We start from the raw sequence: 13,666 nt of genomic DNA on the forward strand, positions 1-13,666 counted from the left end.
AATCCAGTTTTTCAGAGCGGAACCCACCATCGGGTCTGCCATAACAATAAAACGCACAGGTCACAGGAAATTCCATTATGTCGAGTGAACACCCTACTTCGACGCCAGCGTCACTGACATTCAAACGTCTGGGCATCGTCGGTACCGGCGCCATGGGTCGGGGCATTGCCCAAATTGCCGCTGAAGCCGGGCTTGAGGTCATCTTGTACGATCAGAATACCCGGGCAACGACCGCCGCCATCGATTTCGTCTCGGGCCTCTGGCAGAAAAAAATCAGTAAGAACAAGCTGACCGAGACAGACCACGACCGACTGCTGGCCCACCTGATACCCGGAGCCGAGCTTGCCAATCTGGCCGATTGCGACGTCATCATCGAGGCCATTGTTGAACAGGTGGAGGTTAAACAAAGTCTGTTTTCAGAGCTGGAAGGCCTGGTCGGAGACGACACCATTCTGGCAACCAACACCTCATCGCTGTCGGTGACCGACATCGCCTCTGGCTGCAAGCGGCCGGAGCAGGTGATCGGGTTTCATTTCTTCAACCCGGTGCCGCTGATGAAGATCGTCGAAGTGATTCCGGGTATCAAAACCGCACCTGAAGTCACCGAGCGTATGACGGCGCTCGGGCAGCAGCTTGGGCATTTCACCGCACACACCACCGACACGCCGGGGTTTCTCGTGAACCATGCTGGCCGCGCATTCGGCACCGAGGCCTTGCGGATACTGTCAGAAGGCAGCGCCAGCTGTGCGGACATCGACCGCATCATGACCGACCAGGGCGGGTTCAGAATGGGCCCTTTCACCCTGATGGACCTCACCGGGCTCGATGTTTCCAGTGCGGTAATGGAATCCATTTACCACCAGTACTATCAAGAACCCCGGTATCGGCCAGCGCAACTGATACGCCCGCGCGTCAGCGCCGGGCTGCTGGGTCGAAAGACGAACGCGGGTTTTTACACCTACGAGAATGGGCAGCAAGTGATGCCCGACGAACCCCCCATCGAACGCACCCCGCCCTGCCCGGTATGGATCAGCCCCGAGGATGAACCCAGTCATGCTCTGCTAACGTCACTGCTCGAAACGGCTGGCTGGCCGCTTGCTGACACACCAGAGGACCCTCAGGCACTGTGCCTGGTAACGCCCTGGGGTGAAGACATCACCGGCTGCGCATTGCGACAAGGGCTGCCACCGGCCCGTACCCTGGGTATCGACATGCTGGCGGGTCTCGATAAACGCCGCAGCGTCATGACCAGCCCGGCTACGGAACCTGGTTTCACCCGGGCCGCCATGACCTTGCTCAGTGAGGATGGCAGCGCCGTCACCCGCCTGAAAGACAGCCAGGGGTTCGTGTTGCAACGCATCATCGCCTGCATCGTCAACATCGGTTGCGATATGGCTCAGCAAGGCATAGCAGAGCCCGGGACCATCAACCGGGCCGTAGAACTGGGCCTGGGTTACCCCAAAGGCCCCCTGGCCTTGGGCGACCACTTTGGCCCGGCCCGCATTCTCGAGATACTGAACACCCTGTTGAACGTCACCGGTGATCCGCGATACCGCCCCAGCCCCTGGCTGCGCCGCCGGGCCTTGCTTGGCCTGCCACTGACCACTGAAGAACGCTAATCGCCCTACTGACCGAGGTACATCATGCAAGACGCCTACATTTACGACGGAATTCGAACGCCCTTTGGCCGGTTTGGCGGACACCTCTCCAGCATACGGCCAGACGACCTGCTCGCCCTGGCGATCAACACCCTGGTGCAACGCACCCCCTTTAACCCCGAACACTTTGAAGATGTGGTGGCAGGCTGCACCAACCAGGCCGGTGAGGACTCCCGCAACGTCGCGCGGCATGCCGGGCTTCTCTCTGGACTACCCGTTTCTGTGGCCGGCCAGACCGTCAACCGGTTATGCGGCAGTGGCCTGGCCGCCGTCATCGATACTTCCCGTGCCATTCGCTGTGAAGAGGGCGGCCTGTACATTGCCGGGGGTGTTGAGAGCATGAGCCGTGCGCCCTACGTTCTGGCCAAAGCCGAAAGCCCCTATGCCCGCAACCAGACGATGTATGACACCGTCATCGGTGCCCGTTTTGCCAACCCCCGCATTCAGGAACAATTCGGTCTCGACAGCATGCCTGAAACCGCCGATAACATCGCCGCCGACATGGGGCTGCCACGTGACCAGGCGGATGCCTTTGCGGCCCGTTCCCAGGCGCTCTATCAAAAAGCACTGGCCCAGGGCTTTTACGATGGGGAGTTGCTTGAGGTGGAAGTCAGCCAGGGCCGGAAAAAGCCCTCGCTTCAGGTTACCCGGGATGAACACCCGCGTGCAGAGAGTACGGCTGACAAGCTCGCAAAACTGCCGCCTCTATTTGCTGATGGTGTTGTTACAGCGGGCAATGCCTCCGGCATCAACGACGGTGCGGCGGCCCTGATTCTCGGCAGCCAGCAGGCAGGCAACGATGCCGGCATCAAACCCCGGGGTCGTATCGTCAGTTGTGCGGTGGCCGGTGTTGAACCCAGAGTCATGGGTCTCGGCCCGGTACCCGCGTCACGCAAGGCACTGGCGCTGGCCGGTTTGACGCTGAACGATATGGACGTGATTGAAATCAACGAAGCCTTTGCGGTACAGGTTATGGGCTGCGCCCAACAGCTGGGCCTGGCCTTTGACGATGCGCGTCTGAATGCCCACGGCGGTGCCATTGCCATCGGTCATCCGCTCGGCGCTTCCGGTGCCCGACTGGCGCTGACGGCCTTACGACATCTGGAAGCACAACAAACACGCTATGCACTGGTAACTATGTGCATTGGGGTGGGCCAGGGAATTGCTGTGATCATTGAGCGTTGTCGCTGATGTCAGCGACTGCCTGGCTGGGGTACTATGTGGCAATGGGCTGCGCCGAACCATAAATTATTATCTACAGAGTGATGCCTTCACATGCAGGACGATCAACCCGAAGAAAAAGATCGTAATTTTGTCACCGCCCTGGCACGCGGTCTTGAATTGTTACGCGCCTTTGAAGCGGGTGAAACCTATCTGGGCAACGGTGAGTTATCGAAGCGCACCGGAATTCCAAAGCCCAGTGTGTCTCGTCTCACTTACACACTCACCCAACTGGGCTATCTGAAATACAACAGCCACCTGGAAAAATATCAGCTCGGTCCAGGTGTGCTGGCGCTGGGGTATCGGTTTTTTGCCAGTCATGGCATTCGCCAGCTGGCTCGGCCCTATATGCAGGAACTGGCCAACTCGACGGATTGCGCGATTGCGCTGGGGGATGTAGACCGCAATGCCATCACCTATGTGGAAGTGTGCCAGGGCACCGGGCCACTGGTTATGAGACTGGAAGCCGGTTCACGCCTGCCTGTAGTTTCCACGGCGATCGGCCGTGCCTGGTTGTGTGGCGTTAGCGAGGCGCGTCGCACTGCGTTTCTGGCGCAGCTTAAAACAGCAGACCCGAAACAGTGGGAGGCGGCACAGGGCGTAGTTGCAAAGAGCCTCGAGGATTTTCAGCGCTATGGCTTTGTGTTTTCCGAAGGCGATTGGGAGAGCGAAATCAGCGCCGTTGCTGTGCCGTTAATTCTTGAAGGCGGCTCTGAGGTCATGGCCATTAATTGCGGCGGCGCGTCACTCAGGTTGACCCATCAGATACTGACTGAAAAGCTGGGCCCGCGTTTACAACGGCTGGCCAGTACCATTCAGGATAAATTGAAACACGGCTAAGCCGATGATTGCGCAGCATGTTGCTGCGCGATCATTCTGCCCGATATTTCTGTGCTCTAGGCGATCGCGTGTTTTCCCTGACCCCACCGGGCCAGCCCGATCGCTGGCAGCAAGCAGGCCGCGGCTATCAGCAACAGTTGCCACTGAGTCACGGGAATCAAATCCCCCCCGCCCGGCAAGGCCAGCGCAAGACCGGCAATCAACACCAGCCCACGAACGACAATTTCCTGGGCAAGGCCATACCCCAATCGGCCAACGCCAATCATGTACCCTTGCATGGCCGATGCGAAAAAGACAATGCCTACCACGGCCTGGACAAATACAACAGCAATCTCAAGCACCCCGCCCTGCATGATCAGCGCCGGGTTCAATACAAACAGAAACGGGATAAAGTAGATCACACTGCCCAGTTTCATCGCCTGAAACCCGGTTTCAATCGGGCGAGCGCCGGCAACCGTGGCCGCTGCGAACGCGCCGAGCGCTACCGGCGGGGTGATAAAGCTAAGCATGCCCCAGTAGAGAATGAACAGGTGCACCGCCATTGGGTCCAGACCCGCTCCCCTCGTAAGTGCAGGGGCCAGTGCGACGGCCAGGAAAATATAAGCAGCGGTGACCGTCATGCCAATACCGAGCACGAAACTGGTCAGAGCGCCCATCAAAAGCAATAACAACACACTGCCGCCGGCCAGGAAGATCAGATCATTGGCAATGGTTCCGGACAAGCCTGTAATCGACAAGGCCCCTACCAACAAGCCGACACCGACCAGAATCGCCGTTAACTCGGCAAATAATTTCGCGCCATCCGTCAAGGCCATATAGGCCTGCTTCCAGCCCCAACGATGTTTCTTCGAAAACTGATTCAATACCAGCAATAACGCCGTTGCGTAAAACGGGGCGACGGCTTCGCGCTGCATCACCAGTAACATCCAGATCAACAGCGCAAACACAAAAATGAAATACCAGCCTTCCTTCAACGTCGTCGACAAGGTCGGCAGGTCTTCCTTAGGCAAGCCTTCAAGCTCATTGCGGGCCGAGTAAGCGTCGATTTGAATAAAGAGCCCGAGAAAATACAAAACGGACGGGATAATCGCGGCCAGCACGACGGCTGAATAGGGGACGTTCAGAAACATCGCCATAACAAAAGCGGTTGCCCCCATTACCGGCGGCATCAGCACGCCACCGGTAGACGCACAGGCCTCGACACCGGCCGCAAACGATCGCTTCATGCCGATGCGCCGCATGGCGGGAATGGACAGAGTGCCGGTGGTCAGAACATTGCTGATGACACTGCCGCTCATCGAGCCCATCAACCCGCTTGAAAAAATAGACACCTTGGCCGGACCGCCTCGAACATGGCCCAATACCGAGAACGCCAGGTTGATAAAAAACTCACCGCCACCGGTTTTCTGCAACACAACGCCAAACACCAGAAAACCAACCACCAGGCTGGCGAACGCTTGCAGTGGAATGCCCATGACACTTTCGGTGCTCATGGTGTGGTACATGGCGGTTTCCGACAGCGAACTTGAAAACGCCTGAATGGGGCCAGGCATAACGTCAGCGACCAACGGATACAGGGAAAACACAGCCGCGATAATGGCAATTGGCCAGCCACCGGCACGACGTGCCGCTTCAATAATCAACACCCAGAACAAATAGCTGAAGTAGATGGCCAGGTCCGGTGCGGCAAACGCCCAGCCACGTTCAAGGATCGGTTCGGCGTGCACGACAAAATACGCGCCGGTGATCAACGTCAACAGGCTCAACGCATAGTCATACCAGGGCACGGGCTTTGACGCCAGCGAAGGTGCCGCAGGCCACAACAGAAAGACCAGTGGCAACAACAAAGTAACCACCGAATAATAGAACTGCGTTTCCAGACTGGAGACGAAGAGAAACCAGCCAAAATTAAATAAGTAATCCAGGGTCATCAACAATAACAGGCTGGTTATTGTTGCTGGCAACCATGCCAAAGGTTTGGGTAATGCACGAATACTGATGGTCTTTTCTGAATCTGGCGCGTCCTGCTCCGTCTCGTCGGGATGCGCAGGGTTACGCTGAGCCTCAATCGTCATAACAGCTACTCATTAAAAAAACAGATCAGCCAACCAGCCGAAGGCTGGTTGGCTGGACAGGCGATTATTCGAAGACCAGATCCATACCCGCCGCGTTCAATGCGTCTGCCCGCGCCTGCATCCAGGCCTCGGCAAAGGCGTCATTATCGCTTGGGGCATCGTCAATAAACGCATTCCAGGCATCCAGAATCAGATTCTGGCGGTTGACCAGATAGTCCTGATGGGCCTGAAGCTCATCGTTCCAGACACCGATTTCCTGATAATAGCGAACCACCCCTTCATGGAACGGAATCACCCATTGCAGATTCTGATTGTCCAGTGCATAGCCATTGGCACCTGGCGCGGAATCCTTGTAGGCGTCAAACTTTTCCTGCATGGCCTTGATCAGGCTGTAAGCCACATCGTCATCCAGCGTCTCATTGCCAATGACGATCGGGTAAGGGTAACTGGCACTCGGAACCGGATTGTCAGCACTGATGCCGCCCGCACCCGCTGTTACCTGATGCGGCTGAAAGTAAGGCGCAACGGCTCTCATGCGCTCCCAGCCTTCGGTATCGTTCGGGTCAAGCACTGGCCAGCTGATGCCTCGGGGGCTGCTGGCCAGTTGCTGGGCTGGCGGTGTCACCGAGGTGGTGAAGGAGGCGTCAACATCCCCCGCTATGATCCCGTCGAACGACCGTGCGTAGCCGGGAAAGTCGACCCGCTCCACGTCATCCCAGGTTAGGCCGCCGAACGCCAGGTAGGCCTCTGTGCCTTTGTTCAGGGCATCATCACCGCGAATGTAAGCCACCCGCTTGCCTCGCAGGTCAGCCGGCGTCACAACACCCAGATCACCCGCTACGGCTATCGATAAACCGAAAGACGCCTTGGACGTTGTGATCAGACGAATCGGCTGAGGGCCCCAGTCCCGATCGGCGAACATCAGCACACCTTCGGCCCCATAGTAACTGGCAATACCGCAGGCGCACAGGTCGACGCGGCCGGTTTTCAGAGGGGTCATGCGCGATACATCGTTATCACCCGGCAATATACGAACCGAGGTGCCGTATTGGGATTGCAGCATGTTGCCGATGGCGACCACCTGAGCGTAACCACTGGAATTCGTGCCGTAGGCCGTCCAGGCCATGGTAGAGGGTAATTCAACCTCGGATGCCAGGCTGGCGGACGCACCAAACATCAGTGGCAAGCCGGCAACAGCAAGGCGTAGCGCAAAACGTCTCATAGTTCACTCCTGAGTGCTTCTTGTTTTTGTTTTGCTGTGCGGAATTAACTTTCGCATGCAGAGGCTATCCTAGCCCTCGCTGATTCCCCCTGTCAATGGCTGGTATCGTTCAGACACCCGAGCTGTTCCGCTCTGCAGTTTGGTATTTTGTTTCTATTGACTATTGATGCCGGGCTGACCACCCTAAACAGCAGATTCCGACGGCACCGTTCAGCGCACAACGATAGAGGGTTAGGATGAGCCAGACTGTATACTTGAGCCGCCAGGGCGACACGGCCCTGATCGAGATTGATAACCCACCGGTCAACGCCCTGTCACAGTCCGTCCGTGCCGGCTTACTTGATGCACTGAAACAGGCCGAGGCAGACCCGTCCATCAAGGTGATTGCCGTGATGGGGCGCGGCAAGGTGTTTATTGCCGGCGCTGACATCAAAGAATTCGGCAAGCCGCCCCAGCCACCCATCCTTCCCGATGTGATCGCGACGCTGGAGCAAAGCACGAAAGCGGTGATTGCCGTCCTGCATGGAGTGGCCCTTGGCGGGGGCCTCGAAGTGGCCCTGGGTTGCCACTACCGGGTTGCTCTCAATGACACTCGCCTTGGCTTGCCGGAAGTAAAGCTGGGCCTGTTGCCCGGCGCCGGTGGCACCCAGCGCCTGCCCAGGCTGACCGGTCTGGCAACGGCGGCCGATTGGATCACCCGAGGCAAGCTGGTGGATGCCCAAACGGCGCTGAGCGCCGGGCTGATCGACGCCATCAGCGATGCGGATTCCGCGCAGGAAGCCGCACTGGCTGTTGCCAGACAATGGCAAGAAGGCCGTATTGCGCTGCGCAAAACCGGCGCCCTGCCCAACCCCCGCGACGACAGCCATATCATCGAGCATGCTCGCCAGCAATTGCTCGACGAATGCCCGGAGCTCTATTCCCCGTTTCGCATTCTGGAAGCCCTTGAAGCCAGCTGTATTTTACCTCTGGCAGAGGGCCTGACACGCGAGCGCGAGCTGTTTTTTCAATGCATGGACTCACCGCAGCGCGCCGGGTTGATCCATCATTTTTTTGCCAGCAAAGCCATCAGCAAGGTGCCGGGAGCAGAGGGTCCATCCAGGATCACAAGTGCAGTGGTGTCCGGTGAGCATTCAGTGGTTAAAGCCCTGGCCGGTCAGCCGCTGGTGGAGCGGTCTGAATCCGAGTCGCCGGGTATGAAGGTCTGGCTGGCATCAGACGATAATAAAATCGCTGACACCCCGGTTACCGTCACCTTTCTCGATCCGGATTCAGCGCAGTCTGACGTGGTGGGCGACTTTTCATTACTGCTTATTCCCGATAGCCAGTGGGCAGAACTGATTGACCACGGAGCACAGCCCGGCGTACACCAAGCCCTGCTCAACCTGCTCAAATCATCCGGGTTATCGATCATTCCGACCAAGCAACGCAGTCTCTATCGCGCCTTGAAGGACAATACAAAAACATCAGAAAGCGACAGAACCGCACTGGAAACAGCCGCCCTGAGTAGCTGGGAAGGCGGGCTGTGCTATCGCGGTTCAGACATAGACGTGCTGGCCATTGAAACCCTGGGCTACCCAAAACATATGGGCGGGCCACATTACCAGGCTACTTTGTCGAAGTAGCCTGGTAACACAAGTTTCGGAGTTCGGATAAATAGGGTGGCTGCAGCCCCGCTTAAGCGCCAAACGCTTCGCGGGTCAGGTTACGATGGCCGGTTGCGGTCACCAGCACATTATCTTCAATCCGAATGCCACCATAGGGTTTTAACTGTTCGATCAGCTCCAGATCCAGCCCGTGCTGCGGCTCTGCTGCGATCAGTTTGTTCAGCAACATCGGAATAAAATACAAGCCGGGCTCAATGGTAATCACCATGCCCTCTTCCAGTGTGCGGGTCAGACGAAGGAAGGGGTTTTCCGGGTCGTTACGTACTTCGCCTTCGGGGGTTTGCTGATGCCCGGCTACGTCGTGAACGTGCAGGCCCAGTAAGTGACCCAACCCATGCGGATAAAACGCCTGAGGGACTTTTTTGCTCAGTTGTTCCTCGACCGAGAGATTGCATATCTTGTGATCCAGCAGCAGCTGCGCAACACCCGCCTGGGTTTTACGATGCAGGTCGGTCATTTTCACGCCGGGTTTGATGGCCGCGTTGATGTCTTGTTGCAGTGCATCAACACCTGCCAGCAAAGCGGCGAAATGTCCGGTATCGGTGGTGTGCGTACGGGTAATATCGCTGGCGTAGCCATTCACCTTGGCACCGGCATCGATCAGCAGTGTTCGGTGTTGCGCCGGCACGTCAAATGAGCGCCGCTCGTAATGCAGCGTCGCCGCCGATGCGTTCAACGCAATGATGCCGCTGTAGGGTTCGGTACTTTCCAGCTGACCACTGGCGGCCAGATAATCGCGATACACACCGGCTTCAGACTGGCCGGCAAAAAAGGCGTCACGCGCTGCCCGGTGTCCGCGTACCGCACGCCGGTTTGCCTCAGCCAGGCATTCAACTTCAAACTCGGTTTTAAAGGCGCGGTCATACGCCAGCGCGGATCTCAGCGTCGCCGGGTCTAGCTCAACCGCATTAGCATACTGACTCAGTGCCGGATGCTCCGGACCAACCCAGGCGGTGCGACCGGTCAGTGAGGGCAGCCAGTCATCCAGGCTTTCAGCCGGTTGAAGACGCCACATGCCCGTCCAGTCGCCACTCGGTTCAGTGGGCGAAATATGCCAGAAATCCTGACGGGCTGGCCACAGCAGGCGCGGCTTGTCGCCGGGCTTAAAGACGATGAAGGTGTCGGGCAAGACGTCGTAGGGTAACCACTGCTGAGCATAGGCTCGCGGCGTATAGGGGTAGGCGCGGTCGTCTTCAGCCACCATGACCAGGCTCCCCGCGCTGATCACAACCTGGTCGTACCCGGTTGCTGCAAGGGCACGCTCATAGCGTTCCATCAGGGTGGCCAGGTGTCGGCTGTAGTGTTGTGTATTCATGGTGTCTCCCGGGGCCCGTCATTCAGCCCTGTCAGTAAAGGGGGTATCGCGATTAAAAACTTTTCGACAGCAATTCGTTTCCGTAGTCGCTGCTGAACTGCTGTTGTTTCAGTTGGTCAACGGTGGCGAGTTCAACCAGCTCGCCCTGCCGCAGAATGCCCAGGTTGTCACACAGAAATGACACAACCGGTAAATCATGGGTCACCAGAAAATAGGTGAGCCCGCGCTCTTCCCGCAGGGTTTTCAACAGGTTCAGCACTTCAGCCTGTACTGATACATCCAGTGCCGAGGTCGGTTCATCAAGCAGCATCACCGGCGGGTCGAGCATCAGGGCGCGGGCGATCGCCACGCGCTGGCGTTGCCCGCCCGATAATTGATGCGGCAGGCGAAAGCGAAACTTGCGGGCCAGCCCTACTGCATCCAGCGTCTCCAAAACCCTCTGGTTCTGGTCGCCAATGCCATGGATGCTGAGCGGTTCACTGAGAATCGTATCGACCGTTTTGCGCGGGTGCAGTGAGCCAAAGGGGTCCTGAAACACCATCTGACATAAGCGGATCAAAGCCGGGTCACGCCCGTGCTGCAAGTCGTGTTCACCCAACCGAATACGGCCGGTCCAGTTGGTGATCTGTCCGGCAATGGCCTTGAGAATGGTGGACTTGCCAGACCCACTCTCGCCCACCAGCGCAAAGCTGCCGCCTTCCGGTACGTGCAGGGTTACGTCTTTGACCACCGAGGTTTCGCCATAGGCAATCGACAGGTGCTTGAGATCAATCATGTCAAACGCCTCCCAGTTGGGTGCGGTCGAGTACCGGCAGACGGTCACGGTGTTCATCGAGCGTTGGCATTGAAGCCAGCAGACCCTGGGTATAGGGATGCCGGGCATTGGCCAGCTCACTGGCTTGACAGCTTTCCACTATTTCACCGTTGAACATCACCAGAATGCGGTCGCAATAACGGGCGACCATATTCAGATCGTGACTGATAATGATCAACCCCATGCCGGTGCGGGTGACCAGGTCATCCATAATGTCCAGCACCTGAGCCTGTACCGACACATCCAGTGCAGAGGTGGGTTCGTCGGCAATCATCAGGTCGGGTTCAAGAATCACCATCATGGCAATCATGATGCGCTGACCCATGCCACCCGACACTTCATGCGGGTAAAGTTTATACACCCGCTCCGGATCGGTAATTCGCACGGCTTCGAGGGATTCCAACACGCGCTTGCGTCGCTCGCGTGCGTTTAACTTGCTGTGAAAGCTCAGCACCTCGGCGATCTGATCGCCGATGCGCATCACCGGATTCAATGAAAACTTGGGGTCCTGCATCACCATGGACATGCGAGCACCGCGCAGGGCCCGCATTCGCTTCTTAGACAGGGTCGTCAGATCGAGGCCATCGAACTCCATCCGGTCAGCAGTCACTTTACCCGGCTTGTCGATCAGACGAAGAATCGAACGACCGGTCATGGATTTACCGGAGCCACTCTCGCCAACAATACCCAGACGCTCTCGCCCCAGTTCAAAACTGATGCCCTTTACAACCTCAACGGCACCCTGTTCGCCGGGAAAGCTGACGCGCAGGTTTTCTATGGTCAATAAACTCATTATCGGGTCCTGTTGCGGGGGTCGAGTACGTCACGCAGACCGTCGCCAAAGAGACAAAAGCCAAGACTGACAATCACGATGGCAAAACCGGGCATGGTGGCCACCCACCACTGGTCAAGAATGAAGGCCCGGCCACTGGAAATCATAGCGCCCCATTCGGGCAACGGCGGCTGCGCACCCAGGCCAAGAAAGCCCAATCCGGCGGCGGTCAGAATAATGCCGGCCATATCGAGCGTTACCCGCACAATGGTGGACGACAAACACAGCGGCATGATGTGTTTGAAAATCACCCGGGTATGGCTGGCGCCCTGCATTTGAATCGCAGAGATAAACTCTGCATTGCGAAACGTCAGGGTCTCGGCCCTGGCTATTCGGGCATAGACCGGCCAGGTGGTGATGGCAATGGCGATCACGGCGTTTTCAATGCCGGGCCCCAGAGCAGCAACAAACGCCAGCGCCAGAATCAGCTTCGGCATCGACAGGAACACATCGGTCAGCCCCATCAAAACGCGGTCAACCCAACCACCAAAATAGCCGGCCACCGTGCCTACCAGCAAACCCACCGGCGCCGAAATTACGGCGACCAACAGCACGATCATCAGGGTGATACGCGCGCCATGGATAATCCGGGAAAAAATGTCCCGGCCCAGCTCATCGGTGCCCATCCAGTGATCGGCCGAGGGCGCCAGAAGACGCGCCCCCAGGTTACTTTCTATCGGAGAATAAGGCGCCAGTACCGGCGCAAAGGCAGCAACGATGAGCAGACCAATGATGATCACCAGCCCGACCACCGCCAGCGGATTACGCAGCAGCGCTCGTACCATCCGATAGGTTTGTCCGGCCCCGGCCTGAAAGCGGGTTTCCGGATTTTCATCCACTAACCATGCGTGTGACAGCTGCATCATCGTGCCCTCGGATCCAGTATGCGATACAACAGGTCAGAGACCTTGTTGACGCCAATAAACACAGCGCCAATCACCAGCGTGGCGCCCAGTACCGAGTTCATGTCGGCATTAAGCAATGCATTGGTCAGGTAGTTGCCAATGCCGGGCCAGGAGAAAACCGTCTCGATCATCACGGACCCTTCCAGTAACTGGGCGAAAGACAAACCAATCACCGTCACCAGCTGAATTCGTATCGGGCGAAACGCATGCCGCCAGATCACAACCCGTTCTGGTGCGCCTTTTACCCGAGCGGTGATCACGTACTCCTGACTGAGCTGTTCGAGCATAAACGACCGCGTCATTCGGGCGATGTAGGCCAAGCTGAAGAAGCCGAGAATCGTGGCGGGCAAAATAATATGAGACCAGGCACTGCGGAACACCGCCCAGTCACCCGAGAGCATGCTGTCGATCAGCAACAGGCCGGTTCGGCTCGGTACGATGCCTTCCATAAATATATCGATCCGGCCGGGCCCGCCCACCCAGCGCAGGTTGGCGTAAAACAAGGCCAGGCCCACCAGGCCCAGCCAGAAGGCGGGTATGGCGTAGCCCGCCAGGCCAAGCACCCGAATGACCTGATCGATCCAGGTCCCCTGACGAGCGGCCGCCAAGACCCCAGCGGGCACACCCACAAAAACGCCAATCAAAATACCGAGTGTGGCCATTTCCAGTGTCGCGGGAAACACTCGCGCCAGCTCTTCAGCCACCGGTCGCTGACTGGTAACGGCCATCCCCAAATCACCGCTGATCACCGCACCGACGTACTGGATAAACTGAACGATCAGCGGATTATCGAGCCCCATCTCCGCCCGCACGGCGTCATAGACGTCCTGCGGGGCACGGTCGCCCACCACGGCCAGAACCGGGTCGATGGGCACCACTCGCCCGATCACGAAGGTAATGGCCAGCAAGCCCAGAAAGGTCATCGCGATGGTGGCCGCAAAGCCACCCAACGAAACCAGCCAGCGCAATGACTGCTGGCGGCGCCTTTTCCACGGGTCGTCAGCGGCTGGGTTTGTCAGCACAAGGCTTTTCATGGAAGACAAAATCCTTTGTTGTTGTAAAAAACATTTTTTGACTTAACTAAATTTTTTTACTAGTGTCAAATAACTTTCATAAA

11 protein-coding genes are annotated in these 13,666 nt (G+C 57.6%); 4 read left to right on the forward strand and 7 right to left on the reverse strand.

Annotated elements, in window-relative coordinates; translation table 11 throughout:
- Positions 1-77 precede the first annotated feature (77 nt).
- The 3 genes from EP166_RS06475 to EP166_RS06485 all read left to right on the forward strand — a co-directional run bounded on the left by EP166_RS06475 (position 78) and on the right by EP166_RS06485 (position 3,719).
- Positions 78-1,619: a 3-hydroxyacyl-CoA dehydrogenase gene (locus tag EP166_RS06475; RefSeq protein WP_127555945.1), complete on the forward strand. Its 1,542-nt coding sequence runs from the start codon at positions 78-80 to the stop codon at positions 1,617-1,619.
- Between the two features lie 24 nt (positions 1,620-1,643).
- Complete coding sequence (locus tag EP166_RS06480) at positions 1,644-2,849, forward strand: 3-oxoadipyl-CoA thiolase (protein ID WP_127555946.1); 1,206 nt, start codon at positions 1,644-1,646, stop codon at positions 2,847-2,849.
- Between the two features lie 84 nt (positions 2,850-2,933).
- Complete coding sequence (locus tag EP166_RS06485; RefSeq protein WP_127555947.1) at positions 2,934-3,719, forward strand: IclR family transcriptional regulator; 786 nt, start codon at positions 2,934-2,936, stop codon at positions 3,717-3,719.
- 56 nt (positions 3,720-3,775) lie between these two features.
- On the opposite strand, the gene EP166_RS06490 is transcribed toward EP166_RS06485, so the two are convergent.
- The gene (locus tag EP166_RS06490; RefSeq protein ID WP_127555948.1) at positions 3,776-5,794 is read right to left on the reverse strand and encodes a TRAP transporter permease; all 2,019 of its coding nucleotides are present in this window, start codon (positions 5,792-5,794) and stop codon (positions 3,776-3,778) included.
- A gap of 64 nt (positions 5,795-5,858) precedes the next feature.
- The gene (locus EP166_RS06495) at positions 5,859-7,016 is read right to left on the reverse strand and encodes a TAXI family TRAP transporter solute-binding subunit (RefSeq protein ID WP_127555949.1); all 1,158 of its coding nucleotides are present in this window, start codon (positions 7,014-7,016) and stop codon (positions 5,859-5,861) included.
- A 236-nt stretch (positions 7,017-7,252) separates the two neighbouring features.
- On the opposite strand from EP166_RS06495, the gene EP166_RS06500 reads away from it, so the two are divergent.
- Positions 7,253-8,641, forward strand: a complete 1,389-nt coding sequence (locus EP166_RS06500) for an enoyl-CoA hydratase/isomerase family protein (RefSeq protein WP_127555950.1) — start codon at positions 7,253-7,255, stop codon at positions 8,639-8,641.
- Positions 8,642-8,693: 52 nt separating this feature from the next.
- Here the strand turns inward: EP166_RS06500 and pepQ are convergent, their stop codons facing one another.
- Genes pepQ through EP166_RS06525 form a run of 5 tightly spaced genes read right to left on the reverse strand, consistent with a single transcriptional unit; the run spans position 8,694 to position 13,583 of the window.
- The gene (gene pepQ, locus EP166_RS06505) at positions 8,694-9,998 is read right to left on the reverse strand and encodes a Xaa-Pro dipeptidase (RefSeq protein ID WP_127555951.1); all 1,305 of its coding nucleotides are present in this window, start codon (positions 9,996-9,998) and stop codon (positions 8,694-8,696) included.
- A gap of 52 nt (positions 9,999-10,050) precedes the next feature.
- On the reverse strand, positions 10,051-10,773 hold the full coding sequence (locus EP166_RS06510) for an ABC transporter ATP-binding protein (RefSeq protein WP_127555952.1): 723 nt from the start codon (positions 10,771-10,773) through the stop codon (positions 10,051-10,053).
- Between the two features lies 1 nt (position 10,774).
- Complete coding sequence (locus tag EP166_RS06515) at positions 10,775-11,605, reverse strand: ABC transporter ATP-binding protein (RefSeq protein WP_127555953.1); 831 nt, start codon at positions 11,603-11,605, stop codon at positions 10,775-10,777.
- Positions 11,605-12,510: an ABC transporter permease gene (locus tag EP166_RS06520; RefSeq protein WP_220432491.1), complete on the reverse strand. Its 906-nt coding sequence runs from the start codon at positions 12,508-12,510 to the stop codon at positions 11,605-11,607. The genes EP166_RS06515 and EP166_RS06520 overlap by 1 nt, the downstream gene beginning before the upstream one ends.
- Positions 12,507-13,583: an ABC transporter permease gene (locus EP166_RS06525; RefSeq protein ID WP_127555954.1), complete on the reverse strand. Its 1,077-nt coding sequence runs from the start codon at positions 13,581-13,583 to the stop codon at positions 12,507-12,509. Before EP166_RS06525 ends, EP166_RS06520 begins: the two co-directional genes overlap by 4 nt.
- Between the last annotated feature and the right edge of the window lie 83 nt (positions 13,584-13,666).

Source organism: Saccharospirillum alexandrii, assembly GCF_004000275.1.
Taxonomy (GTDB): domain Bacteria; phylum Pseudomonadota; class Gammaproteobacteria; order Pseudomonadales; family Natronospirillaceae; genus Saccharospirillum; species Saccharospirillum alexandrii.

Excerpts from the sequence above, each read along its gene's own strand:
- EP166_RS06475 (WP_127555945.1), top strand. The coding sequence starts at position 78 with ATGTCGAGTGAACACCCTACTTCGACGCCAGCGTCACTGACATTCAAA.
- EP166_RS06480 (WP_127555946.1), top strand. The coding sequence starts at position 1,644 with ATGCAAGACGCCTACATTTACGACGGAATTCGAACGCCCTTTGGCCGG.
- EP166_RS06485 (WP_127555947.1), top strand. The coding sequence starts at position 2,934 with ATGCAGGACGATCAACCCGAAGAAAAAGATCGTAATTTTGTCACCGCC.
- EP166_RS06490 (WP_127555948.1), bottom strand. The coding sequence starts at position 5,794 with ATGACGATTGAGGCTCAGCGTAACCCTGCGCATCCCGACGAGACGGAG.
- EP166_RS06495 (WP_127555949.1), bottom strand. The coding sequence starts at position 7,016 with ATGAGACGTTTTGCGCTACGCCTTGCTGTTGCCGGCTTGCCACTGATG.
- EP166_RS06500 (WP_127555950.1), top strand. The coding sequence starts at position 7,253 with ATGAGCCAGACTGTATACTTGAGCCGCCAGGGCGACACGGCCCTGATC.
- pepQ (WP_127555951.1), bottom strand. The coding sequence starts at position 9,998 with ATGAATACACAACACTACAGCCGACACCTGGCCACCCTGATGGAACGC.
- EP166_RS06510 (WP_127555952.1), bottom strand. The coding sequence starts at position 10,773 with ATGATTGATCTCAAGCACCTGTCGATTGCCTATGGCGAAACCTCGGTG.
- EP166_RS06515 (WP_127555953.1), bottom strand. The coding sequence starts at position 11,605 with ATGAGTTTATTGACCATAGAAAACCTGCGCGTCAGCTTTCCCGGCGAA.
- EP166_RS06520 (WP_220432491.1), bottom strand. The coding sequence starts at position 12,510 with ATGATGCAGCTGTCACACGCATGGTTAGTGGATGAAAATCCGGAAACC.
- EP166_RS06525 (WP_127555954.1), bottom strand. The coding sequence starts at position 13,583 with ATGAAAAGCCTTGTGCTGACAAACCCAGCCGCTGACGACCCGTGGAAA.